At 64.2% G+C, this 25,189-nt stretch carries 13 protein-coding genes, 1 tRNA gene and 1 pseudogene; 6 read left to right on the top strand and 9 right to left on the bottom strand.

The window, feature by feature from the left end; genetic code table 11:
* Nucleotides 1–2: 2 nt before the first annotated feature.
* The gene (locus FHW78_RS12935) at nucleotides 3–2,483 is read left to right on the top strand and encodes an ATP-binding protein (protein WP_183640927.1); all 2,481 of its coding nucleotides are present in this window, start codon (nucleotides 3–5) and stop codon (nucleotides 2,481–2,483) included.
* Here FHW78_RS12935 and bfr read toward each other — a convergent pair.
* The 3 genes and pseudogenes from bfr to FHW78_RS12920 all read right to left on the bottom strand — a co-directional run.
* Nucleotides 2,456–2,926 (bottom strand): bacterioferritin, encoded by a 471-nt coding sequence (bfr, locus tag FHW78_RS12930; RefSeq protein ID WP_183640925.1) that lies wholly within the window; start codon nucleotides 2,924–2,926, stop codon nucleotides 2,456–2,458. The genes FHW78_RS12935 and bfr overlap by 28 nt on opposite strands.
* A gap of 135 nt (nucleotides 2,927–3,061) precedes the next feature.
* A complete protein-coding gene (locus FHW78_RS12925; RefSeq protein WP_141454229.1) occupies nucleotides 3,062–3,277 on the bottom strand; it encodes a (2Fe-2S)-binding protein in 216 nt (71 codons plus the stop codon).
* 207 nt (nucleotides 3,278–3,484) lie between these two features.
* Nucleotides 3,485–3,940 (bottom strand): annotated as a pseudogene (locus FHW78_RS12920) (RNA pyrophosphohydrolase); the annotation flags it as partial.
* Between the two features lie 118 nt (nucleotides 3,941–4,058).
* Here FHW78_RS12920 and FHW78_RS12915 point away from each other — a divergent pair.
* Nucleotides 4,059–4,135: transfer RNA gene (locus tag FHW78_RS12915), tRNA-Met, on the top strand.
* A 206-nt stretch (nucleotides 4,136–4,341) separates the two neighbouring features.
* Nucleotides 4,342–4,668 carry a hypothetical protein gene (locus FHW78_RS12910; RefSeq protein ID WP_183640921.1) on the top strand — a complete coding sequence of 109 codons (327 nt, stop codon included), beginning with the start codon at nucleotides 4,342–4,344 and terminating at the stop codon, nucleotides 4,666–4,668.
* Nucleotides 4,669–5,295: 627 nt separating this feature from the next.
* Here FHW78_RS12910 and FHW78_RS20180 read toward each other — a convergent pair.
* On the bottom strand, nucleotides 5,296–8,274 hold the full coding sequence (locus FHW78_RS20180; RefSeq protein WP_183640919.1) for an RHS repeat-associated core domain-containing protein: 2,979 nt from the start codon (nucleotides 8,272–8,274) through the stop codon (nucleotides 5,296–5,298).
* Between the two features lie 733 nt (nucleotides 8,275–9,007).
* Nucleotides 9,008–10,144 (bottom strand): hypothetical protein, encoded by a 1,137-nt coding sequence (locus FHW78_RS12900; RefSeq protein ID WP_183640916.1) that lies wholly within the window; start codon nucleotides 10,142–10,144, stop codon nucleotides 9,008–9,010.
* A gap of 630 nt (nucleotides 10,145–10,774) precedes the next feature.
* Here FHW78_RS12900 and FHW78_RS12895 point away from each other — a divergent pair.
* Nucleotides 10,775–12,451 (top strand): serine hydrolase domain-containing protein, encoded by a 1,677-nt coding sequence (locus FHW78_RS12895; protein WP_183640914.1) that lies wholly within the window; start codon nucleotides 10,775–10,777, stop codon nucleotides 12,449–12,451.
* Between the two features lie 70 nt (nucleotides 12,452–12,521).
* Here FHW78_RS12895 and FHW78_RS12890 read toward each other — a convergent pair whose 3' ends face one another.
* Complete coding sequence (locus FHW78_RS12890) at nucleotides 12,522–15,476, bottom strand: TonB-dependent receptor (protein ID WP_183640912.1); 2,955 nt, start codon at nucleotides 15,474–15,476, stop codon at nucleotides 12,522–12,524.
* 374 nt (nucleotides 15,477–15,850) lie between these two features.
* Between FHW78_RS12890 and FHW78_RS12885 the strand changes: the two genes are divergently transcribed.
* Together FHW78_RS12885 and FHW78_RS12880 are read left to right on the top strand one after the other, a co-directional pair.
* Nucleotides 15,851–17,251 (top strand): alpha-L-fucosidase, encoded by a 1,401-nt coding sequence (locus FHW78_RS12885; RefSeq protein WP_183640910.1) that lies wholly within the window; start codon nucleotides 15,851–15,853, stop codon nucleotides 17,249–17,251.
* Nucleotides 17,248–18,705 (top strand): alpha-L-fucosidase, encoded by a 1,458-nt coding sequence (locus tag FHW78_RS12880; RefSeq protein ID WP_183640908.1) that lies wholly within the window; start codon nucleotides 17,248–17,250, stop codon nucleotides 18,703–18,705. The genes FHW78_RS12885 and FHW78_RS12880 overlap by 4 nt, the downstream gene beginning before the upstream one ends.
* 89 nt (nucleotides 18,706–18,794) lie before the next feature.
* Here FHW78_RS12880 and FHW78_RS12875 read toward each other — a convergent pair whose 3' ends face one another.
* The 3 genes from FHW78_RS12875 to FHW78_RS12865 are packed head-to-tail and all read right to left on the bottom strand — an operon-like array spanning nucleotide 18,795 to nucleotide 25,130.
* A complete protein-coding gene (locus tag FHW78_RS12875; protein WP_255443212.1) occupies nucleotides 18,795–20,309 on the bottom strand; it encodes an alpha-L-fucosidase in 1,515 nt (504 codons plus the stop codon).
* A 40-nt stretch (nucleotides 20,310–20,349) separates the two neighbouring features.
* Complete coding sequence (locus tag FHW78_RS12870; protein ID WP_218533333.1) at nucleotides 20,350–22,764, bottom strand: glycoside hydrolase family 3 N-terminal domain-containing protein; 2,415 nt, start codon at nucleotides 22,762–22,764, stop codon at nucleotides 20,350–20,352.
* Complete coding sequence (locus FHW78_RS12865; RefSeq protein ID WP_255443211.1) at nucleotides 22,764–25,130, bottom strand: family 20 glycosylhydrolase; 2,367 nt, start codon at nucleotides 25,128–25,130, stop codon at nucleotides 22,764–22,766. The genes FHW78_RS12870 and FHW78_RS12865 overlap by 1 nt, the downstream gene beginning before the upstream one ends.
* Between the last annotated feature and the right edge of the window lie 59 nt (nucleotides 25,131–25,189).

Genomic DNA, 25,189 nt, shown 5'->3' with positions numbered 1-25,189 from the left:
ACATGCCCGCGCAGCGACCCGCCCCGGTCGCCCCTTGGCTGGCCCTGCTCGCGGGCGTGGCCGCGCTCGTGTTCTTGGTCCTGCCCTACGTGGGCGTCGCCGGCCCGTGGTGGCAGGCGGCGCTGGCCGCCGGCGCGGTCGTCGTGCTGTGCGGCAGTTTCGCCGCCTTCAACGCGCGCACCGCCCATCGCCAGCTGACCGGCGCCGAAGCGCGCGCGGCCATCGCCGAATCCGAACGCAACGCCCTGCGCCGGGATCTGCAACGGCATGACCAACTGGAACAGGAACTGCTGCAGGCCAAGCAGGCGGCCGAGTCGGCGGTGCTGGCCAAGGGCGAATTCCTCGCCACGATGAGCCACGAGATCCGCACCCCGCTCAACGGCATCGTGCCGATGCTGGACATGCTGGCGCGCGCGCCGCTGGCACCGGATCACCGCGAGATGCTCAACACCGCCAGCGCCTCCTCGCACCAGTTGCTGCGCATCGTCGACGACATCCTCGACTACTCCAAGCTGGAAGCGAACAAGCTCGATCTGGAAATCACCGCTTTCAATCTGCGCGAACTGCTCGACGGCGTGCTGCAGCTGATGCAGCGTCCGGCCGAGAACAAGGGCCTGCGCCTGAGCCTGCAACTGGATCCGACGGTGCGCCTGCCGGTGCGCGGCGACCCGGTGCGGTTGCGGCAGGTGCTGAGTAACCTGATCGGCAACGCAATCAAGTTCACCGAACGCGGCGGCGTCACCCTGGCCGTGCGCCGGCTGGGGGAAACCTCGGCCCAGCACCTGCTGCGTTTCGAAGTCCGCGACACCGGCATCGGCATTCCCGCCGAGGCGCAGGCGCGGTTGTTCCGTTCCTTCACCCAGGCCGACGCCTCCACCACCCGGCTGTATGGCGGGACCGGCCTGGGCCTGGCCATCTGCAAGCGCATCGTCGAACTGATGGGCGGGCGCATCGATCTGGTGTCCGAACCCGGCCGTGGTTCGACCTTCTGGTTCGAGGCGCCGCTGACCAAGGTCATCGGCGACATGAAGATGCGCGATCCGCACGCCTTCGATCAGGGCCGCGTGCTGGTGGTGTCCCCGGACAGCCGCCTGCGCCAGCGGCTTGGCCTGCTGCTCACCAACTGGGGCATGCAGGTCAACGCGGTGGAAACCACCCAGGAAGCACTGGAACGCCTGCGCACCGTCAGCGAAAACCGCGGTGACGATTTCGTCGCCGTGGTCGCCGATGCCGGCGGCATCCGCAGCACCGCCCGCGCCCTGCACCGCACCCTCGCCCGGCGCCCGGCCGGCGCCGCGCCGGTTCGCCTGATCTGGCTGTACGGCGATGAGTCGGTCCCGGAAGAACTGCGCGGCGACAGCACTCTGTTGTCGCGCCAGGCGCCGGATTCGGCGCTGCGCGCGGCCTTGACCGGACATACCGCCACCGACGCGGATCCGGCGCTGCCGCCGGTGGTGATCGGTGACATTTTCGAAGCGGTGGATACCGCGACGGACACGCCGCCCGCCCCGGTGTTCGATACGGTGGCAACCTCCGCGGACGCGGCGAACCAGGATCCGGGCACCGATGCCGGCACGGACACGGACGCGGCCGGAAAAACCGCGGCGCCACCCGCCGAAGCGCGCCTGCTGCTGGTCGAGGACAACCCGGTCAACCTGCTGGTGGCGCAGAAACTGCTGGCCGCGCTGGGTTTCCGCAGCGAGTCGGAAGCCAACGGCGAACTGGCGCTGCAGCGGATGATGATCGAGCCCTTCGATCTGGTGTTCATGGATTGCCAGATGCCGGTGCTGGACGGCTACAGCGCCACCCGCCGCTGGCGCACGCACGAGAACGAACTGGGCGCGCAGCGCCGGCTGCCGATCGTGGCGATGACCGCCAACGCGATGGCCGGCGATCGCCAGCGCTGCCTGGATGCCGGCATGGACGACTACCTGGCCAAACCGGTCACCCGCGAACAACTGGAAGCCTGCCTGCAGCGCTGGCTGCCCGGGCATGTCGCGATCGCCGCGCCGCGCGCCACGGAGCCAGTTGCACAGCAGGCACCGCCAAACGACGCCGCCGCGCGCGCGGCGACGCCGACCTTCCCGGTGCTGGACCACAGCATGCTGGAGGAACTGCGCGAGATCGCCGGTGATGAAACCGTGCGCATCATCAGCCTGTTCCTGGAGGATGCGCCGCGCCTGATCGCCGCGCTGGAGAAGGCGGCCGCGACGCCGGATCTGGATGCGATGCGCGATGCCGCGCACACCCTGAAATCATCCAGCGCCAACGTCGGTGCGATGGCGCTGTCGGCGGCGGCCAAACGGGTCGAACTGGGCGCGCGCGCGGCCCGGCTGGATCGCCCCGCGGTGGCGGTGGCGCTGGTCATCGCCGAATACGCGCGTGCGCGCATGGCGCTGCTGGGTTACGCCACCCAGCAGCTGGGCAGGACGCCGACGCCGATTGCCGGCTCGGCTCAGTCCTCGAGCATGGTCAACAGGTAATTCGGTTCGCCGATGCGCTCGATCAGCGACAGCTGGGTTTCCAGCCAGTCGACGTGTTCCTCTTCCGAATCCAGGATGTCGGCGAACAACTGTCGGCTGACGTAGTCACCCTGGTCTTCGCAGTACTTGATCGCATCGCGCAGCAGCGGCAGGCCTTCCATCTCCAGCGCCAGATCGCATTCGAGCAATTCGCGCGGATTCTCGCCGATGCGCAGCTTGCCCAGCGCCTGGAAGTTCGGCAGCCCGTCCAGGAACAGGATGCGCTCGGCCAGTTTGTCGGCGTGCTTCATCTCGTCGATGGATTCCTTGTACTCGTGTTCGGCCAGTTCCTTCAGACCCCAGTTCTTCAGCATCTTGGCGTGCAGGAAGTACTGGTTGATCGCGGTCAGCTCGTTGTAGAGCGCCTTGTTGAGGAATTCGATGACCTTGGCGTCGCCCTTCATGGCGTGGCTCCCGTGGGGTGTTGGACGGGGCGCATGCTAGCGCGTCGTTCCGCGCCATGACGGAACGCGAATCGTGCTCATCTCGTGGGGAGGAAGCACGCGCTGCCGGTCGGCAAGGCGTGCAAAGCGCCGCGATCAGGCAGCCTGTGACAGTCCGAGAATCGGAAGCTTGAACTCGCGCTCGGCGCGGGCGTGATGCGCATCCAGCAGGCCGCCGGCCATGTCCAGGCAACTGCCGCAGGTGGCGCCGCAGCCGGTCCGCATGGTCAGTTCGGCCACCGTGCGCACGCCGTTGGCGGCGGCTTCGCGGATCTGGTGGTCGGTGACTCCGTTGCAGATGCAGACGTACACGGCGGCGAGGTCAATGTGCGGGCCGGGGTGGCTCGAGGCACATTTGACCGCGAATGAGAATGATTGTCAATTCTTGGCGTCGCCGGCGCCCTGGCCCTGTTTACGCTTGGGCCGGCTTCGTGGACGCGGCCGGCTGTGGCCTTCCCCCAACCGTTCCGACCGCTGTGGCGGCAGCGCCAGGGTCCCGACCACGCTGCGGGCATAGGACGCTAGATGTCCCAGCGCGCGGGCGTAAACGCCGCGCTTGAACATCACCACGTGCTCGATGGGGTACCAGAAATCCACCCACCGCCAATGGTCGAACTCGGGGGTGTCGGTGGCGTCCAGGCGCAGGTGCGCCTCGTCGCCGACCAGGCGCAGCAGGAACCAGACCTGCTTCTGGCCGATGCAGACCTGGCGTTCGTGGTGGCGGATGGCGCGGGGCGGCAGCCGATAGCGCAGCCAGCCGGGCGTGGCCCCCAACACTTCAACATGTTCGGGCAACAGGCCGGTTTCTTCGTGCAACTCGCGGTACATGGCCTCGACCGGCGTCTCGTCCGTGTTCATCCCGCCCTGCGGGAACTGCCAGCCGTCCCGGCGCACCCTTCGCGCCCAGAACACCCGGCCATCCGGGCGCATCAACACTATGCCGACGTTGGGTCGGTAGCCGTCCGGATCGATCACGATGCGGACTCCTGAAATCTACTGTCCCCGACTCTGCCACGGCCGGCCCGCGCCGACAAGCCGGCCCGACCGGATTGACAGCCGCCCCCCGAACCGGAAAAATGTGCGGTTCCTGCACGGCTATGTAGCTCAGCCGGTTAGAGCACAGCACTCATAATGCTGGGGTCGGTGGTTCGAGTCCACCCATAGCCACCATGCAGGGTTTAGGAATCAAAGCGTTAGCCAAGGCCGCCCACGAGGCGGTTTTTTTGTGAGCGCGTATTTGGAGTACGGGGCGGGAAGACGCCGGCTTCAGGGCGGCTCAGAGAGCCACAGGCCCCAATCAACTCCACGAGCCCAGGAGTCCACTTGCCCCGGCGGCTAGTCCAAGTAGCATCAAGTAGGGACAACTGGAGCGAATCATGACCGCGATAGAAGTCATTGCTGTCGTGCTGGGTAACACTGCGGTGATAGGCATCTTAGGCACTGCAGCCGCCTACGTTACAAAATCGGTGTTCAACAACTACCTCACTTCCCGACTTGACGTCCATCGCGCGAACTTAGAACAACAAGCGAGCGCCGCACGGGCAAGACTTGAACACGAGCTTCGCCTAGTAGCGCAAGAACACCAGATTAGTTTTGCAGGCCTCCATGCCCGCAGAGCGGAAGTTATTGCTGAACTGTATCGCCTCTTAGCCGAGACTCATTGGGACAATGCGGCTTCCTTCAACTCGAGGGCTTATCAGTAATTGCTGGTACGGCGAACGGGAACGAGTCAGATAGCTCCAGACTTCCTGCGCACTAATCCCGCACAGTTGAATGTCCGCCAAACACAAAGCAGGGACACATCGTCACATAGTGCCCGCTATTCGCCAGACTGGCTTTGCATCTTCCTTTCCGCAACCCACAGCCTCGCGAAAGAAACGGATCTGAATAAGCATCTGAACTTAGTATGGAAATACTATTTTTGAGTTCTTAATGATGTCATATGCGCCAACGCCACTCAGATAGCACTTCCCATCAATGACAATCTCCCTGCTGGCGTTCGCATAAGCAACGTTATATCTACCTATCGACACAACCAGATCAAATCCATCCTTGGTGCAATCAAAATCCTCTGCCGTCTTAGCCTGCTCAACCAACACATCAAATGTGCGCAAACAGTTTAGGCCACAAGCTCGATAAACCCGCCTAGATGCGTTTTTTCTTTATATATTCCACATCTCTTACGTAATTATCAGTTACTTCATAGAAGTACATATCGACTGAAGTCGCACTTGATAGTGCACTCTCCATGCGCGAAGTCCTATATTCAGCACGCCCTGGCTGTTCAGCCTGCCCATGGCACGCACAAATAAATACAGTAAGTGCAATTATCAGCACTTTGAAATTGTTTTGCATGGCACTAGCTCACCTGCGTTTTGATAAACTCGCCGCGACGGCACCTTTAATTCATCAGCGACCTTGCTTTCTTGTTTAGTCGCCCTCACCTCCTCAGGCGCATTCCCCAGCACCGGCCTCCCCGACGGACTCTTCCCGATTTCGGGCTTCATCATGTCTTCTTTCCACTTAACCGGCCCATCACGATAAAATTTCACAGCATGAATTATTTCATGAAACCCATTTACTAACGGCGGCTGCACCTCTCCGGTGCTTATTATCTCCATCCCCATTCTCGGATTGATAAATATTTCATCCTCGTTTGGATTAAACCCATATTCATCTCCGAATGTTATAGACACGTAAAACGGAAGTCGCTCAAGCGCCTGCATAGCATCCATACCCTCTGACGTTGTAGAAAGATGCACCATAAAGGTGTAAGCCTCTTGCATGGAAACTCCGTCTTGGCTAACTATCATAATTTTTCGTCCATCGGGGTCCTTATAACGATAAGGATTCCCGCTGGCATACCAGTAACGATTGAATGAGGCAATGCCTCCTGAGTAAGGAGTCACCGGGTCCACCGACAGGAATCGCCCGATGAGCGGGTCATAGTAGCGCTGCTGCATGTAGGTCAGCCCGGTGGCCGCATCCTGCACATGCCCGGTGAAGCCCGGCCCGTCCGTCAGCGGTCGGTTGACCAGGCGCCCGTAAGGCTCGTACTCACTCCGCTGCAGCACACCCTTGGCCGCATCCGTCACCGCGATGGGCGTGCCCAGCGCATCGGTGTGCTGGTACTTCACCGTTGTCACGCTGCCGGCCACTTCCCGCACCGCCACCAGGCTGCCGCCCAGGTACACGTACTGGCTCGACTTGCCCGCCCGGGCATCCGAGTCAAACACCAGTTGCCCACTCTGGCTGTACAGGCTGTACTTGCTGGCCGTGGTGTAGTCCCGCACCCGTCGGCCATGGCCGTCATAGACATAGCTGGCCACGCCGTTCACACCGCGCAACCGGTTGCCGAAATCGAAGTTGAATACCTGACCATTCTTGTTGGCCAGGTTGCCCTGCACGTCGTAGCTCAAGCCCGTTACCGTGGCCCCGCCCACCGTGTTGGTCACGCTGGTCAGCCGGTTGCTGGCGTCGTAGTGGTAGGTGTGGTCGCGGGCGTGGCTGCCACCGGTCACCTTCAGCGTGGTCAGGTTGTCCAGCACGTTGTAACTGTAGTTGGCCACACCGAAACTGGCGCCGGTGGTCTGGAGCAACTGGTCCAGCCCGTTGTAAATCATCGCGCGGCTCTGGCGGGCCCCGGTCGTGTAGTCGGTGATGCCGGTGACGTTGGCATGCTTGTCGTAGGCATAGCCCAGGTCCAGCACGCCATTGCTGTCAGTGCTGCGCGCCGGCAACTGGCGTGCGTTCTGGGTCATCGTGTGGACGATGCCGTTGCCGTAGGTGAATTGCTTCATCCCCCCGTTGGGGTGGTATTGCACCCCGGTGGCGTAAGTGCCGGCCTGGGTCGGCTGGCCCAGCGCATTGGGGGCAAAGGCCACCGTGCCGGTGTTGGGGTAGGTCTGGCTGGCCAGATGCCCCAGCGCGGTATAGGCGTAACCGATGGACCAGTCGATGCTGCCCCATTGCATCCGCTCGCTGATGGGCAGGCGGCGGCGGTTGTAGCCATACGTGGTGGTCACCACGTTGGTGCCGTCGTTGTCCACCGCCGTGCTGGCCAGCAGGCCGTCCGGTGCGTAGGTGTTGGTCGTGTTGCCGCGTCCGTCCGGGAACACCAGCGTCTTGACCCGGTTGCGGGCGTCGTAGGTCCGTGCGGCTTTGCGGGCCAGCACCGCCGCGCTGGTGCCGTTGGCCTCGCAGGCCGTGGTCGCCGGCAGGCCCGCCGCGCTCCAGGCCAGGTTCCCGGCCCCGTCATAGCCCATCAAGGTGGCCCCGGTCTCCGGCTCCACCGAACGGCACAGCTCCTGGTTCGCGTTGTAGGCGTAACTGCGGGTCACGGCCAGCGTCCCGGCCGCGTTGCGCTTGCGGATGGACAGCACCTTGCCGAACACGTCCCGGGTGATGTCGATGCCCACCCGCTCGGCCAGGTTCTGGCCCTGGTCGATGAGTACCGGGGTGTCGTAGCTGGGCTGGTCGAAGGCCTGGTGCCGGGTTACCGTCACCACGCCGCGGGGACTGACCGTGCGCACATACGCGCTGGTCGCATCGCCGAGATACTGGGTGGTGGTGGTCAGCAGCCCCAGCTCGCTGTCCTGGCTCACCGACGTCACCCGGCCCAGCGCGTCGTACTCGGTCCAGGTGCCGGTGGCCAGCGCGTCGGTCGTGCCCGGGTAGGAGGCAAATGTCACCCGACCGTCGGCGTCGTAGGTGAAGCGCTGGAAGCGCTTGGTCAGGGTCTCGGTCGTGCCGTTGGTGGCGTCCAGCTCCTTGGTCACCAACGGCCGCCACAAGGCATCGAAATAGGTAATCTTCTGGCCGGCCCCGGTGCTCACCGTCTGCCGCCAGTGCCCGGCCGGAATGCCGTACTCGGCCACTGCCACCGGCTGGAAGCTCAACAGGGTCTTCTTCCAGTTCCCCTCGGTCGTGTCGCAGGCATTGGCCGCAGTCTCCGACGGCGGGGTGAGGCTCGCCAACCGGCCCATCGCATCAAAGGTGTAGCAGGTCTTGTAGCCGTTCTCGTCGGTGACGGAGTCAATCCAGCCGTGGTCGTTCACCACCGCCGACTGGGTCGTGCTGTCGGCATAGGTGATGGACTGCGGAATGCCCCGCTTCCAACTGCCAAAGGTGGTGACGTTGCTGTTGCCGTCCTTGGCCGTCTTCAAGGTGCCGTCGGCGTTGTAGGTCAAGGTCTGCTGCAGCTTGCCGTAGGCCTTCGCTGTCACCGGCGGGGCCAACGTGTCATACGTGGTCTCCGACACCACGATGCCGGTCGGCGCCCAGCTTGGTGTGCAGGCCGCCGGCGCCACGCAGGTCACCTTGGCCGTCTGCCCCAATACCCATAGCGTGGAATTGTCATGGTACTCGTTGGCATCGACCCGGCTATTACCGAGTGAATTGGACCGCGTAATACGTACTGGACGAGCAAAGGAATCGAACTCGCCAATAGCCCGGACAAACGTTACCCCGTCTTGTACCACTACACTCTTAGATGTTGGCGCCAACTGCTCCAGCTGAGCGTTGTTAACGTTCGGCTGCCGGACAGTGCCTATTCGAGATGGCCAAGGGCCTGCAGTCGGAGCTGCATAAGCATATTCCTCAGCTCGCACCACTGCCGACCCTGAAGCTCCCGAATAGTAGTCCTTGCGCAGGAGTTGACCTTCGCTCACATCATAACGATTGCTATATGTGTATCGCACCACCTTGCCGGAAGGATCGGTCACTTCCGTCCAGACACTCGTCGCGCAACCCGAGACACAATCTTTGGCCCAACTTTGGTTGGCAGGTGAGTACTTGTAACTCCGCACCTGCGCCGCCACTCCGGGGCCAGAGATCTTTATCTGATCCACAGCCGCCACGGTACGAGCATTTGCGATGTCCAGACTATGCGCCCCTCCGGACAGCGTGCTGCACCGATATGGCACATAGGAGCTTCCTCGCATGACAAATTTCAGATTGAACTCACCCACCAATCCGGATGGATGAACGATACTTCCCTGCAAGGAGGACGTCGTATTTTCTATATCGTAAAGACATCCATCACTACTGCGATACTTGATAATCGGCGCGGCGCCCCCCCGTGAAGCGCAAAGCTCCAAGATTGAAAGACCATGCGCTTCCATCAGGTTGCACGACCGCGGTAAGGCGCTGATTCGACGGCGAGTCTTGAGCCGAACTATAGGTATATGTCCAAGTGCGCGAAGGGGCGTCATTAGCAGAAAGGACTGCGGTACGAATACGCGTCGATGGTTGGCTTACGCCATAGGGTTGCCATGGTTCATAGGAAAGCACCAGCTTGCGCCCGTCACTGGCCTGAATGGATGCAAGATCCCCATTGGCATCATAGCTGTAAGACAAGCTATTGCCGAAGCGGTCCTCCACGCGGGATACCATCATCATCGCGACACGCCGAGCCACTCCGCCGAATCCGGGCTGGGCAAAACCAACCTTCCGATACGGTTTATACGTAAGCCAATCCATCCAGTATTTGATGCCGTCAGGAGAAACCACGAGAAACCCTTCTCCTGCCATGCCGTTGGATGTATTTGCCAAGCAGCTCACCATCCAGTTCTGCTTCGTCACGATATGAAAGTTCCGCACTCCTCCACCACCAGATGGCATTTGCGGAGAAGCGGTGTTCGACGAGTCTCTAAGCAGAAGATCCTGCGAACCTAGACCAGGGATCGCAAGTTGATAACCGTTCCACCAGTGACCTGGAAGGTAAAAAATAGGAACTGGCGAACCACCTGAGGACAAAACTATGCTGGGCGCTTGCCTGAAATTGCTGCATCGACTGGCATCGTTCAAGAAGAACCACGGCCCCCCACCATCCTCTGTTCCATTCGCATTCGCCGAGAGCGTTTCAATATGCGGAGCTTCCAGCTCCCAGTCCAGGAACTTCGATGCTCGCATCGAATCGTCCGTTCGGTATGTGCGTGCCAATTGAATTGGCAGCCCCAGCCCTGGCTGTTCAATATCTACTTGCCTAAAGGAAACCGTCCCGTCATAGAGATTGATACTTTCACCAAATGGCGATTCGCCTAGAGGCTGTACTTCGCCAGCAGCGCGAACTTTCTTCCCCAGCTCTTCTTCGGGAGTGATGGAAGCCGTCTGAGCAAGAGCCGAGCCAGCGAATAGAACCCCAAACAACAGAACAGATTTCCACTTTTTATTACTCACACAATTCCCCTCGAGTCCTTTCTTGTTTTGATTCAGACCTCAAGCCATCAGGCAGCAATCTTCAGGCTAGCATCGTTTCCCCGTCTGCTATTCCGAGCGCAGTCACGCGATCAACCAAGGATACGCAGGTGACTGTATCCGCTTGATTTAGCGCCTCACCGCTTTCCATAGAAAGAGGTCACGCTTCGGTCAGTCACCTAGCTCACCGCACACCAGCTTCAAACCATACCGCCCCAAGAATAAGAAGAAAAGATATGGCTTCACGTAGCACGTTACAAAGTAACCAGCTATCTACGCTATGGCTCACACCTAAGACCCATTCACCACGATATCGAAGCGTTCAATGTTAGACGTGACCGTGTTACACGAATAACATCTTAGTGGCGTTCGGACAGCTCGAATGCGGACCTCAGTCTCGCCTTGCTCAGGTTTAAATCCAAGGGGCGGACAAGCGCTTCCGAATGGCCTCTTCCGGATTCTCAGATTTCAGGCCTGCTTGTCGCAGAACACCCCCCCACCGGCCGCGCGTTCAGGTTCGAGCAACAAGCTGCAACGGTCATGCGGACTTTGTCTAAACCCTGATGGTCTATCGAGCATCCATGGCTGGGGCCACCCGCGAGATTGCAGACCATGAAAACGATGCGTCCCGTCTTCCTGTTCCTGCTGCTTGTGGCCGTTGGCGCCCACGGCGCGGAAAAGGCCTCTTCCCTCGCCGAACGGGTCGATGCGATTTTCGGGAGCACGGCAGGCGATTCACCCGGGTACGCGATCGCGGTCATCAAGGACGGGAAGGTGGTCCTTGAGAAAAGCCACGGACTGGCCAGCGTGGAATATGGCTCGCCGTTTACTCCGACCACGCCTTTCAACACCGCTTCATTGTCCAAGCAGTTCATCGGGCTGGCCGTGTCGATGCTGATCGAACAAGGCAAGATCGCGCTGGACGATGACGTGCGCAACTATGTGCCCGAATTTCCGGAATACGACGAAGGTCCGGTCAGCGTTCGCCAGCTGCTGCATCACACCAGCGGCATTCGCGACTGCTACGCGGTCCTGGTCGCGGCCGGATGGCGGTGGGACGACGCTTTCTCCGGAGAGGACTGCATGCGTACGGCGATCGCGCAGAAAGACCTGGCGTTCAAGCCGGGCACGCGCTACGCCTACAGCAATACCGAGTACCTGTTGTTGCAGAAAATCGTTGCCAAGGTGGGCGGCAAGCCTTTTCCGCAATGGGCAACGGAAAACATCTTTCATCCGACTGGAATGGATTCGACCTGGTTCGTCGATGACTATTCCAGCATCGTCAAGGATGCAGCAATGCCCTATTCGCGAGGCGAACAAGGCTTCCGCCGGGACCTCCAGCAGGACAGTGGTGTCTACCTGCTGTCCACCCTGCGCGATCTCGGTCGCTGGGCGGTCCATTTCGACCGCAAGCTGGCCGCTCGGGACCCGACCTATCTGCGGATGGTGGAGCCAGGGGCGCTGGCCGACGGCGAAGAAGTCCCCTATGGCTTCGGCCTGATGCTGGGCGAAGACCGGGGCCTGGACATCGTCTTCCATACCGGCGCCTGGGGAGGCTATCGCGCCAACATCCGCCACTACCCCGCACGGCACCTTTCGATCGTCGCCCTGAACAACGCTGGCGACAACGACATGAATCCGAGGAGGGTGCCGCAGGTGGCGGCATTGTTCCTGGACGAGGCAAACGCCCCCGCCCGTGGCAAGGCCGACGCATTGCGCGAAGCACCGACCGTGCGACCGGATCCGGCGCGGCTGCGTGGCCTTGCGGGTGTCTATCGCTGGAAAGACGACGCGATCACCATCACCCTGGAGGAGGGACGCCTGATGGCGCAGTACCTGGGCGAAGAGAAGGTATCCACCGAAGCGAAATCGGACACGGAGTTCTGGGTGTCCGCCTATCGCGCGCCCATTTCCTTTTCGGCAAGGCAAGGCAAGCCCGTGCTCCTGTTCCGCTCGACCGAAGGGCAAAGAGTGGAGCCGTTCGCACCCGGAGATCTGGACGCGTATGCGGGCATCTATGCCAACGACGATCTGGCGACGCTGTACAAGGTCGATATCGAGGACGGCAGGCTGTACATCCATCACTTCCGCCGGGGTGACGCGGAGCTGGCGCCGCATCCGGCCCATATCGACAGATTCATGGGCGACATGGGGATCGTCCAGTTTGTCAGGAACAAGGCCGGACGAATCGACGGCTTCGATTTCGTGGGCGAGAACCTGGGTAAGCTCCGTTTCGCCAGGAAACCTCCCGCGCCCTCTTCAAGGCGTCCGGTTCCTCAGTTCCGGTAACGCCCGCAAAAAAAAGGCCCGGCTTTCGCCGGGCCCCAGTCGCATCGGGAGAGACGATGCGATACAGCGGTTACTTGAACTTGTAGATGATTTCCGCCGCCACTTCGCGACCGACCGGATCGTCGATGCAGTAGGCGAAGTCGCCGCACCACTTGTCGCCGTAGATCTTGTCGAAGATGTTGCTGACGTACAGGTTGACCTTGAAGTTCTCGGTGAACCAGTAGCCCACGCTGCCGTTGAAGTAGCGGCGCGGCTCGCGGCGGTTGAAGATGCGCTGGGTGGATTCGCCCGTGGTTGGGCCAGGGCCAAGATCCTGGCAGTTCGCCGCGCCGCTGGGCACGTAGCCGTCCTCGAACGGCATGCAGCCGCCCCAGCGGTTATCACGACCACCGGACTTCTGGTACATCATCAGGGTCGCGTTCCAGTTGTCGTGGACCCAGTTGGCGCTCAGGGTGATCTTGGTGCGCGGGTTCTGGGTCTTGCGGGTGTCCTCCAGCTTGTCGGTGGGGAAGCCGCGCGACTTGTAGGTCAGCATGTTGGTGTAGTTCAGATCGAAGCTCCAGCTGCCCCAATTGGTGTCCGGCAGCGCGTAACGCGAGCTCACGTCCACGCCGGTGACCTCGGTCTCGGCGCGGTTGATCGGATTGACCAGGATGGTGACCGAGCCGGCCGTGCTGCTGGGAACGCCCGCGGTGCGCTGGATGCGGCTGGTGACTTCGCTGCACCAGGCCGCGCTCGGGGCGACCGCGCGAATCTTGCCTTCCGGATCGAAACCACCGCGCGTGCAGTACGCCTCGTCGAGCAGCAGCTGTTCGGCGCTGATGTCGTCGATCAGGTTGTCGATTTTGATCGACCAGTAGTCGGCCGACACCGAGAAGCCCTTGAACGCGTCCCAGACGAATCCCGCGCTCCAGGATTCGCCTTCCTCGTACTTCAGGTCCGGGGTGCCGGTGCGCTCCACCGCCGCATCCTCGATCTTGAAGTCGTCGCGCGGACACTGGCGGTTCGGCCAGCCGGCGTCGGCGCAGCCGACGTAGTCGGTGAAGTCGGAGATGCCCGAGCTCGGCTTGGCGTAGATGTAGTGCATGTCCGGCGCGCGGAACGCGGTGCCGTAGCTGCCGCGCACCAGCAGGGTGTCGATCGGGCGCCATTCCAGGCCCAACTGGTAGGTCACGGCGGCGTCGCTGGCGACGGCGTCGTACTTGTCGTAGCGGGTGGCGATGTTGGCGTTCAGGGTGCTCAGCACCGGCACCCGGAACTCCACGCCGGCGGCGTAGCGGTTGCGGTCACCGCCGCCCTGCTCGACGTTGCCGAACGGGGTGTACCAGCCGTCCTCGTCCTGGACCAGGGTCTTGGGTTCCGGAGTCAGGCGGTAGCCCTGCTTGCCGGCTTCCAGCACGGCGGCGAAGCCGATCGGGCCGGCCCAGCCTTCGAACAGGTCGCCGCTGAGCACGAACTGCGCCTGGTTGAGGTAGGAGCGCGCCTTCTTGTGGCCGCGATCGGAGAACGAGCGGAAGTCGTCGACCGAAATCGGATTCCACAGCTTGTTGTAGTTGGGCGTGTAGATCGGCAGGCCGTTGGCGGACGTGCCCTGCTGCGCGCCCATGTAGTAATCGAACATGTCGCCCTGGTTGAGCACCGGGAACGACTCGCGCACCTCGTAGGTGGCGCGGCCGATCATCGCTTCCCAGTCGAACCTGTCGGCCAGGCGGCCGCGCAGGCCGACGCTGATATCCAGCGCCTCTTCGTTCGACTTGGTCAGGGTCGCGCCCTCACCGCCCATTTCCTGCGGTGAATGGAACTTCAGGAAACGGCGGCTGCCGCCGGCACCGTTGTTGACGGTCGGATCCCAGTACACCGAGCTGTCGAACGCATCCAGAAAAGTGTTGAAGTCGCCGGTCGAACGCCAGATGCCGAGCGAGGCCCAGCCCTGCAGGTCCTCGTTGAAGTCCCAGGTGCCGTGCAGATAGGCCGAATCGTCCTTGCTGCCGGTGCGCAGCGCCCAATTGGCGAACACGCGCTGGGCGCAGTACTCGCCGGCGTTGTTGGCGGTGCCGGAGTTGCGGTCGTAACCCAGCAGGTTGGCGCGATAGTAGAGGTCGCCGTACTGCTCGCAGGCGCCGGACGGCGGCGCGATGCGCTGGTACGCGGTGCCCAGGCCCAGCGGGACCAGATTGTCGCGGTCCTGCAGGTACAGGCCGGGATAAGGGGTCAGGTGGGCTACGCCGAAGTGACGCTCGCCCGGACCCCACGCGCGGTAGTCCTTGTCGGCTTCCTCGTCCATGAACGGACGGTCCTTGGCCAGCAGCACGCCACGGTTGAAGTGCTGCAGGTTGTAGATGAAGGAACCGCGTTCGCCGGTGAAGCCGCCGGACAGCGAGAAGTCCATGTTGTTGCGGCCGCCGCGGGTGGCTTCGCCGTAGCGCACGCGCACCACGTGATCTTCCATGTTCTCCTTGAGCACGACGTTGATCACGCCGCCCATCGCGTCGGAGCCGTAGATCGCCGAGGCCGAGCCGGCCAGGATTTCAATGCGCTCGACGATGCCGGTGGGGATGTTGTTGAAGTTGGCGAAGTTGCTCTTGCCCTGGTAGGGCATCGGGTAATCGGCCACGCGGTGGCCGTTGATCAGCAGCAGGCTGCGGCCGGGGCCAAGATTGCGCAAGTTGATCGGCGAGGCGTTGACGCTGGACTGGCCCCAGTCGTAATCGTTCTGCACCGGTCCCAGCGCGGCGGTGATGGTCTGCAGCGCGTCGTAGACCGTGGCGAAACCTTCCTTGCGCATCTGGTCGGCGGAAATCACGGTGACCGGCGCCGGGCCTTCGATCTCCGAACGCTTGATGCGTGAGCCGGTCACGGTGACCGTGTCGAGATTCTTCGCCTTGCCGTCGTTCGCTTGGCTTTCATCGGACTGGGTCTGCTGCGCGGTCTGTTCTTCCTGCGCCATCGCGGCCAGGGGACAACTCAACGCCAGCGCCATGGCGGCCGCCAGAACGGTGCGGCGGTTCGAATACAAGCGGTTCATTACTTCCCTCCCAGGAAAAACATTGGTTTAAAGGTCCAGCCTATCGGCGCGCACGAGTCCCTAGCTCCTGCGCTCCCGGCAAACATAGCGGTAAGAAATGCGTAAAAATGTGATGTAGCTCTCTTTTTGTACCGATTCAATTCCCTGAAATCGATTTCGGTGCCGGACTGTCATCACGGTTACGCTTCGATGTGCAGCCAGGCGCCTGTCCCTGCCGTCAAAAGGGATTTCCCACGCCATGCAGCCCGCCCGGCAGCGGTTATCCGCACTCCGGGCAGTCACTGTTTGCTCCCATGGATCACTGAATAGCGGGCTTGCGTGTGCACGCAATGTGATTACGATTGGTCCAGCCTTTGAACCAAACGGATTTCCGCATGCGCGTTCGACGCCCGGCACGCCTTCCCCTGCTCCTTTCCCTGCTCGGCCTGCTTGGCGGAACCGGCGCCTCCCTGGCCGCTGCACCGCTTGCCGATGAGTCCCCCGCGCCGACCTCCCTCCACGGCGAAACCGATGCGCAGCATGCCCAGCGCATGCAGTGGTTCGCCGACGCCAAGCTGGGCATCTTCATCCACTGGGGCATCTACGCGGTGGATGGCGTGGACGAATCCTGGTCGTTCTTCAACGGCAAGATGTCGCATGCCGATTATCTGAAGCAGTTGCGCGGCTTCACCGCCAGCGCCTACGACCCGCAGGCGTGGGCGCGGCTGATCCGCCAGAGCGGCGCTCGCTATGCGGTGCTGACCACGCGGCATCACGACGGCGTGGCGCTGTGGGATTCGAAGCAGGGGCTCAACGTGGTGCGCGATACGCCGGCCGGACGCGATCTGGTCGGCCCGTTCGCCGATGCACTGCGCGCCAACGACCTGAAGGTGGGCCTGTACTACTCGCTGCCGGACTGGTCGTACCCGGACTACGACGTGTTCACCCGCAAGCAGAAGCGCTATAGCCTCGCCGCCGAGCCGCAGCGCTGGCAGCGCTTCCTGGATTACTACCAGGGCCAGATCGCGGATCTGCAGCAGCGCTACCGGCCTGATTTGATCTGGTTCGACGGCGACTGGGAGCACAACGCGGGCGAATGGCAGTCGGCCAAGCTGCGCACCGACATGCGCGCGCGCAATCCCGGGCTGATCATCAATTCGCGCCTGAACGAATACGGCGACTATGCGACACCCGAACTGGGCGTGCCGGTGGTCAAGCCGGCGCAGACGTATTGGGAACTGTGCCTGACGATGAACCGGTCGTGGGGCTACCAGCCGCGCGATACCGAGTACAAGAGTCCGCACCAGATCATCCAGGTCTTCAGCCAGACCCTGTCGATGGGCGGCAACCTGCTGCTGGACATCGGACCGAAGGCCGACGGCAGCATCGATCCACGCCAGCTGGAAATCCTGGAAAAGCTGGGCCGCTGGACCGGCAAGCACGCCGAGGCCATCTACGGCACCCGCGCCGGCATCGGCCTGGATCACTACGCCGGGCCGAGCACGGTGTCGAAGGATGGCCGCACGGTCTACCTGTTCCTGGACGGAACGCCCAACGGCGATTTGCTGGTGAAGGGTTTCGACAGCAAGGTGCTGCGCGCGCGCGTGGTCGGCGGCGACCAGCCGGTGCAGGCGCGGGTGCTGGGCAAGTACGACTGGTCCAAGCACCCCGGCCTGCTGTTCCTGAGCGTGCCGAAGGCGGCGCTGGATCCCGATCTCACCGTGATCGCGCTGGAACTGGAGGCGCCGGTGAAGCTCTACCGCGAAGAATCCAAACCCATCGAGAGCAACGGATGAAACTGCATCGCCTGTTGTCGCTGGCGCTGCTGGGCGCGATCGCCCTGCACGCCCCTTCCGCCGCGCGCGCCGACAGCCGCGGCGAATACGTCGCCGAAACCGATCCGCTGGTGGTGCGCAAGCTGGACCAATGGCAGGACTGGAAGTTCGGTTTCATGATGCACTGGGGCCCGTACAGCCAGTGGGGCGTGGTCGAGTCGTGGTCGATCTGTTCCGAGGACGTGGGCTGGTGCCAGCGCCCGGAGGGCGTGGCCTATGTCGATTACGTGAAGCAATACGAGGCGCTGCCCGACACCTTCAATCCGGTACGTTTCGATCCGGCGGCCTGGGCGGAGGTCGCACGCGAGGCCGGCACCAAGTACGTGGTGTTCACCACCAAGCACCACGACGGCTTCTCGATGTTCGACACCCGCCAGACCGACTACCGGATCACCGCGCCGAACGTGCCCTTCCATGACAATCCGCGCGCCGACATCACCCGCGCGGTGTTCGACGCGTTCCGCGCGAAGGGTTTCGGCATCGGCGCCTATTTCTCCAAGCCGGACTGGCACAGCGACGACTACTGGTGGCCGCGCTTCGCCACCCCCAACCGCCACGTCAACTACGACACCCGCAAGTATCCCGAGCGCTGGCGGCGGTTCGTCGACTTCACCCACGCGCAGATTGGTGAACTCACCCGCGACTACGGGCGCGTGGACATCCTGTGGCTGGACGGCGGCTGGGTGCGTCCGGGCGATACCCTGGAAGACGCCGCGCAGGGACTGGCCGGCGTGCCGTGGCCGCAGGACATCGACATGCCGGGGCTGGCGGCGATGGCGCGGCGCAACCAGCCGGGCCTGATCGTCGTCGATCGCGCGGTCGGTGGCCGTTACGAGAACTACCGCACACCGGAGCAGAAGATTCCCGACGAGCCGTTGCCGTATCCGTGGGAAACCTGCATGACCCTGGGCGATTCCTGGAGCTATTCGCCCAACGACAAATACAAGAGCACGCGCACGGTGGTGCAGATGCTGGTGGACGTGGTCGCCAAAGGCGGCAACTACCTGCTCAACGTGGGGCCGCAGCCGGACGGACAGTTGCCGGCCGAGGCGGTGAGCCGGCTGCGCGAAATCGGCGCGTGGATGAAGACCAACGGCGGCGCCATCTACGCCAGCCGCGCGGTGGCGCCGTACCGCGACGGCAAATTCCGCTACACCCGGATGAAGAATGGCGACGTGTACGCCATCTACCTGCCCGACGCCGACGAACAGCGGTTGCCGGCGCAGCTGGAAATCCCCGGTCCGTCACCGCGCGCGGGCAGCCGGCTGGCCGTGCTGGGAAGCGATGTGCAACTGGAGTGGCGCCGCGAGGGTGAACGGACCATCGCGTTGATTCCCGAAGCGGCGCGCGAAGCCACCGCCGGCTCACCGGCCTGGGCGATTCGCCTGCCGGGGGCGACGGAGCGGATGCGCTGAGCGTGGTGAGAAAGAAAAGGGGCGCCTGGGCGCCCCTTTTTTTTCCAGATATCGGCGAGCGCCGCGCACTCCGGACGACGCGCCCTCTTTCAGTCCCCGTGATAGTCGGGGCGGTCCCAGGCGGCGTCGGCGCTTCGGTGCAGCCCGATGCGTGCGATGCGCGGCGCCGCGTAGGCGTGCTCGATGACCAGGCGCAAGCGCCCGGTGCGCGTGGAGGGCACCCGATCCAGCTTGCAGTGGCCGATCGTCGTGCCCCAGGTCAACGGCTGCCAGGCGTCGTCGCGCCAGACGTCGATGCGGTAGTTGGAGACGTGCTGGCCATGCGCGATGGCTTCCTCCAGCCGGATCACGTCGAACTCCGCATCGGGCGGCAGCGACAGCTCCAGCCAGCCTTCGCGGGCGTCGCCGCCCGGTGTCCAGAAGCTGTCCGCATCGCCATCCACGACCCGCGCCGCGCCGTCCCCCGTGCTCGCCTTCGCGCTCGCGCCACGCGCCAGATCCTTCGCCAGCAACGCCTCGCGCAGGCGTGCGAAGCCTTGCAGCGCGCGCACGTCGTTGTCGTGGAACAGGCCATCGGGTGTCGGCGGCACGTTCAGCAGCAGCTTGCTGTTGCGGCCCACCGAGGTGAAGTACAGGTTCATCAGGTTCTGCGGCGTGCGCACCTTCGCGTCCTGATCCGCATGCCAGAACCAGCCGGGCCGGATCGATACGTCGGTTTCGCCGGGACGCCAGACCGCGCCATAAGGATCACCCTGCTGCAAGGCTTCACCGGTCCACGGATCATCGGCGCCAGGACGCGGCACCCGCGCCGGATCGACGCTGGCCCAGCAGGTGCTGCCGGCGCTGCCGGTCTCATTGCCGATCCAGCGCACGTCGGGGCCGGCGTCGGAGAACATCACCGCCTGCGGCTGCAGTTCGCGCACGGTGCGGTGGATGCGCGCCCAGTCGTACTGCTGGCGCTTGCCGCTGGGGCCTTCGCCATTGGCGCCGTCGAACCAGACCTCGACCACCGGACCGTAGCCGGTCAGCAGTTCGGTCAGCTGCTGGATGTAGAAATCGTCGTAGGCCTTGCCCTCGCCGTACACGCGCGCGTTGCGATCCCACGGCGACAGGTAGAAGCCGACGCCGAGTCCTTCCGCGCGGCAGGCATCGGTGAATTCACGTACCAGATCGCCCTTGCCGCCGCGCCAGGGACTGCTGGCGACCGAATGCGTGGTGGTCTTCGTCGGCCACAGGCAGAAGCCGTCGTGATGCTTGGCGGTGAGGATCATGCTGCGGAAGCCGCTGGCCTTGGCGGTGCGCGCCCACTGGCGCGCGTCGAGCGCCTTCGGGTCGAAGATGGCCGGACTTTCGCTGCCGTCGCCCCATTCGCGCCCGGTGAAGGTGTTCACCGTGAAATGCACGAACATCGACAATTCCTCGCGCTGCCAGGCCAGTTGCGCGGCGCTGGGGCGCGGACGCGGCGCCGCATCCACGATGCCCGTTGCGGACCGCGCCGATGTGGCCGCGCCGGCCGCCGCCAGCGGCACCAGCGCGCCGGCCATGCCGGCCGCGCCGGCGCCCAGGAAACCCCGCCGCGTCCAGCGCGGCCATTGCATCGTCATTCGATTACTCCTTCGCGCGCATCGCCACGATGCGTCGCGGTCATGGTTGTACCTCGAACTCGCCCTGCTGGCGGATGTCTTCCGAACCCGCCCCGATCATCACCCGAAACATCCCCGGCTCGACCACCCGCCGCATCCGCCGGTCCCACAACGCCAGATCCTCCGGCGTCAGGCGGAATCGCACGGTGCGGGTCTGGCCCGGCGCCAGGTGGATGCGCTCGAACCCGCGCAGGTTCTTCTCGTAGGTGGTCACCGAACCGACCAGGTCGCGGGTGTAGAGCTGGACCACCTCGTCGCCGGCGACACGGCCGGTGTTGCGTACGTCCACGCTCACCTCGACGCTGCCATTCGCGGGTATGCGCCTTGGCGCGATGCGCAGGTTGGCATAGTCGAAGGTCGTGTAACTCAAACCGTGGCCGAACGTGTACAGCGCGCCGTTGACGCGTGATTTCTCCCCTTCCCACTGCGCATTGGGCTTGGTCGGGAAATTGAACGGAATCTGCCCGGCGCTCTTCGGGAAGGTGACGGTCAGCTTGCCGCCCGGGTTGTAGTCGCCGAACAGCGCATCGGCGATGGCGGTGCCGCCCTGATCGCCGGGAAACCAGGCTTCCAGGATCGCCGGCACGTGCGCATTGGCCCAGTTGATGCTCATCGGCCGGCCATTGATCAGCACCAGCACCACCGGCGTGCCGGTGGCATGCACGGCGCGCAGCAGTTCCAGCTGCCTGCCCGGTAGATCCAGACTGGTGCGACTCAGGCTTTCACCAACCGTGCGATCGCCATCGCCCAGCACGACGACCGCCACGTCGGCGCCGGTGGCCGCGCGCACGGCCTCGTCGATGCCGGCCTGCTCGATGGCACTCAGCGGCTCGGGCAGGATCTCGATGGCCGGCCAGTTGTCGCCGGCAATCTCCACGCCCTTGGCATGGCGCACCTCGGCACGTGGCCCCAGTTTCGCGCGCACGCCTTCCAGCACGGTCACCACATGGCCGCCGGAAGGGCCATAGTGGCGGTGTGAATAACGACCGTCATCGGCATTGGGGCCAATGATCGCGACCGTCTTCAGATCCTTGCGCAGCGGCAGCGCGGCATCCGCGTTCTTCAGCAGCACCAGGCTCTCGCGCGCCGCCTGCAGGGCGACTTCGCGGTGTTCTTCCGAATTCACGAGGCGCGCACTGGCTTGGGCATCGTCCACATAGGGACGGTCGAACAGCCCGAGGGTGAACTTCACCCGCAACACGTCGCGCACGCGATCATCCACCGTCGCGATCGCCAGCGAACCATCGGCCAGCGCCGCGCGCATCGGCAGCACGTAGTCCTCCGGCGGGGTGAAGTTGGTGCGGATGTTCAGGCCGGCCTCGGCCGCCTGCCGCACCGCGTCCTTGGCGTCGGCGGCCACGCCGTGCTTGGTGTGCAGGAATTCGACCGCCTCGCTGTCGGAGACGACGTACCCGCGGAAGCCAAAATCGCCGCGCAGGCGCTGGGTCAGCCAATAGTGGCTGCCGGTGACCGGCACGCCGTCGTAGTCGTTGTAGGAACTCATCACGCCCAGCAGGCCGGCCTCGCGGATCGCGGCGGCGAACGGCGGCAGGAAGATTTCCTCGACCTCGCGCGGCGCCACCTGCGGATCGGTGCGGGCCATGCCCTCGCGCGCGCCCTTGTTGGCGCTGTAGACGGCGAAGTGCTTGGCGGTGGCGGCCACGGTGAAGTCCTGTTGCAGCCCCTTCACCATTTCCACGCCCAGGCGCGAGACCAGATACGGATCCTCGCCGTAGACTTCCTCCATCCGGCCCCAGCGCTGATCGCGCGCGACGTCCAGGATCGGCGCGTATACATGGGTGTAACCCAGCGCGCGCGCCTCGATGCCGGTGATGCGGCCCATCCGGCGCACCAGCGCGCGGTTCCAGGTGTGGCCAATGCCCAACTGGCTGGGGAAACTGGTCGCTCCACGCGCCTCGACGCCACGGATGCCTTCGTTGGTGAAATCGACCGGGACGCCGAGCCGGGTCTGTTCGACGAAGAACCGCTGCACCTCGTTCATCGCCCACACGTGCCGGCGCAGGTCGGTGGCGTACGCGCTCCTGCGGCCATCGCCCCAGCCGTTGTGCATCTCGTCGATGTTGCCGATGCCGTCCTTCCACAGCGCCGCCTTCCATTGCGCGGTGGGCAGCGGATCCTTCAGCACCCGGCCGTAGCCGTACAGCGTCGCCAGCTGTACGGTCTTTTCCTCCATGCTCATCCGCGCCAGCAGATCCTCCACCCGCGCGTCGATCGGCGCGCGGGCGTCCTCGTAGACGTCCTTGCGGCCGTTCTTGTCCAGGTCGATCCAGCCGTCGTGGTAGATCCCCGGGGTCGGCGCGAAGGCCGGTGCCGGTTCGTCCGCCGGATTGGTCGCGGGCGTGGCGGCGGTGAATCCCGCCGCCATCAGCACAGCCAGCGTTGCCGGCGCGCGCATCAGCGCGGCTCCGCCGCCGTCAGCAGCTGGATCCGATCGATGGCCCACAGCACGCGCCGGTGATCGCCGGTGAACTTCAGGCACAGATCCTGCGCGCCTCGCAGCGAAGGCAGGGCCACGTCGACCCGCTTCACCGCGTCGGCGCCCACTTCGACCCGCGCTTCCGCCACCGGCTTGCCTTCGCAGCCGCCAACGCGCACCTGCAGATCCACCGGCCCGGCCGGCGGCGGTTCGACGCCAACCGAATCACCGCCGAACTGGAAGTTGTACGGCAGGTCCAGCACTTCGGCGCGCAGGGTGGTGACGCCGTCCAGCGGCGCCTGCTTCCACTGCCAGCACGGCGTGCCGATGTCGACCGGCACCACCGCGCGTTCGCCTTCGCGCGGTTCGTCATCCTCCAGTCGCAGCACGTAGCTGTCCTTGCGGCAGGCATCCAGGTACTCCGCCTCGCGGGTGCGCAGCGCGAGCGCGTCGACACGCAGCTCGCGCGGCGCCGCCAGCGGCTTGCCCTGGAAGAACGCATTGGCCTTCACCGTGGTCGGCAACGTCACCTGCAATGCCTGCTGGTAGCGAGGCGACTGCGCCGTCGGTTCGCTGCCGTCGGTGGTGTAGCGCAGTTCACCGAAGCCGGTCTGGTTGAGCAGGGTCACCTGCGCGCGTTCGCCCTCGGCCCGCGCGCGGATGCGCACGGCGAATGCGCTGTCGGCGGCGCGAATGCCGGAACGCTGGAAGCGCCGCATCTGCGGCGCCAGCCGTTGCAGGAAGCCTTCCCAGTCACGCGTGGCCTTGGGCGACCAGGCAATTTCGGCCAACGCCGACAGGCGCGGGAACGCCATGTGTTCCACCCGCGGCTCGGTGCGCACGTGCTCGGTCCACAGGTTGGCCTGTGTGCCGAGCACATGCCTGGCCTGATCGGCATCCAGTTCGGGCGGCACCGGTTCGAAGTCATACACCTTGCGCAACGTCGTGGTGTAGTCGTGGCCCGGCGGTTCGTCGGACTCGTCGGACTGCATGCGGTTGATGTAGGTGACGTTGCTCGGGCTCAGCACCACGTCGTGCCCCTGCCGCGCGGCCTCCACCGCGCCTTCCATGCCGCGCCAGGACATCACCGTCGCTTCCGGGGGCAGGCCGCCTTCGAGGATTTCGTCCCAGCCAATCAGGCGGCGATCGTGCGCGACCAGGAAGGTTTCGATGCGCTTGATGAACCAGCTCTGCAGTTGCATGTCGTCGGTCAGGCCGAGCGCCTTGCGGCGCGCCTGGATCGACGGCGAGTTGCGCCACTGGTACTTGTCCGCCTCGTCGCCGCCGATGTGGATGTATTGGCCGGGGAAGATGTCCATCACCTCGGTCAGCACGTCCTCCAGGAACTTGAAGGTCGGATCCTCCACGCCATACAGCCAGGTGTTCACGCCCCAGTCCGGCGAAACCGGCGGCGCCTTGCCGGTGGCCCCGAACTCGGGGTATGCCGCGATGGCGGATTGCGCGTGGCCGGGCATCTCGATTTCCGGCACCACGGTGATATGGCGCTGGCGCGCGTACTCGACGATCTCGCGGGCTTCGGCCTGGGTATAGAAACCGCCGTAGCGCACCGGCTTGCCGTCGGCGCCCTGCCCGGCCTTGCCGGCGGGAATGCGCCATGCGCCGACTTCGGTGAGTTTCGGATAGCGCTTGATCTCCAGGCGCCAGCCCTGGTCGTCGGTCAGGTGCCAGTGGAAGACGTTCAACTTGTGCCGCGCCATCTGGTCCAGCAGGCGCTTGATCTCGTCCACGCTCTGGATGTGCCGGGCCGAGTCGAGCATGAAGCCGCGCCAGCCGAAGCGCGGCGCGTCGGCGATGCGAACCGCCGGCACGCTGATCGGCAGGGTGTCGGCGGTGGTCAGCAGTTGCCACAGGCTGACGCCGCCGTAGAACAGGCCGGCGCCATCGCGGGCATGGATGCGGATGCCGTCGGCGGCCACCTCCAGCGCATAGCCTTCCGCACGGGTGTCCAGCTTCGCGTCGCTGCTGAAGACGATGGCCGGCCCCGATGCCGAATCGACCTGATGCAGGGAAACGCCGGTGCTTTCGCGCAGCATGGCGATGAACTGGCCGGCGGCGGCCCGGGCGGCGGGATCGGCCGCCGCGGCGACGACCGGCGTATCGGCCGCCACCACGAAACGGCCCTGTCCGGGCGTGGCCTGCGCGGGCGCGGGAATCAGTGGCGGCGGGCTCCCGGCGGCGAAGGCCTCGGCGGGTGTGGCCGCCTGGCCCGGGTCAGTTGCCGAGCCACCGCAGGCGCCCAGGGCCAGCAACAGGATCGCCAACCCGGTCGCCTTTCCCATCACGACGGCGCGGGCCGCCTCCCCTTTCCGCTTCACCTGTTCCATCATCGGTCCTCGCCTTAGCCATGCCGGGTTGCAAGTTTCAGATCTCACGATAGCATTGG

It is taken from the genome of Pseudoxanthomonas sp. OG2 (assembly GCF_014192765.1).
Classification (GTDB): Bacteria; Pseudomonadota; Gammaproteobacteria; order Xanthomonadales; family Xanthomonadaceae; genus Pseudoxanthomonas_A; species Pseudoxanthomonas_A beigongshangi.
The sequence above is the reverse complement of the archived record's forward strand: the minus strand, read 5'-3'. Positions and strand labels throughout refer to the sequence as shown.

Excerpts from the sequence above, each read along its gene's own strand:
- FHW78_RS12935 (WP_183640927.1), top strand. The coding sequence starts at position 3 with ATGCCCGCGCAGCGACCCGCCCCGGTCGCCCCTTGGCTGGCCCTGCTC.
- bfr (WP_183640925.1), bottom strand. The coding sequence starts at position 2,926 with ATGAAGGGCGACGCCAAGGTCATCGAATTCCTCAACAAGGCGCTCTAC.
- FHW78_RS12910 (WP_183640921.1), top strand. The coding sequence starts at position 4,342 with ATGACCGCGATAGAAGTCATTGCTGTCGTGCTGGGTAACACTGCGGTG.
- FHW78_RS12895 (WP_183640914.1), top strand. The coding sequence starts at position 10,775 with ATGAAAACGATGCGTCCCGTCTTCCTGTTCCTGCTGCTTGTGGCCGTT.
- FHW78_RS12890 (WP_183640912.1), bottom strand. The coding sequence starts at position 15,476 with ATGAACCGCTTGTATTCGAACCGCCGCACCGTTCTGGCGGCCGCCATG.
- FHW78_RS12885 (WP_183640910.1), top strand. The coding sequence starts at position 15,851 with ATGCGCGTTCGACGCCCGGCACGCCTTCCCCTGCTCCTTTCCCTGCTC.
- FHW78_RS12880 (WP_183640908.1), top strand. The coding sequence starts at position 17,248 with ATGAAACTGCATCGCCTGTTGTCGCTGGCGCTGCTGGGCGCGATCGCC.
- FHW78_RS12875 (WP_255443212.1), bottom strand. The coding sequence starts at position 20,309 with ATGACGATGCAATGGCCGCGCTGGACGCGGCGGGGTTTCCTGGGCGCC.
- FHW78_RS12870 (WP_218533333.1), bottom strand. The coding sequence starts at position 22,764 with ATGCGCGCGCCGGCAACGCTGGCTGTGCTGATGGCGGCGGGATTCACC.
- FHW78_RS12865 (WP_255443211.1), bottom strand. The coding sequence starts at position 25,130 with ATGGAACAGGTGAAGCGGAAAGGGGAGGCGGCCCGCGCCGTCGTGATG.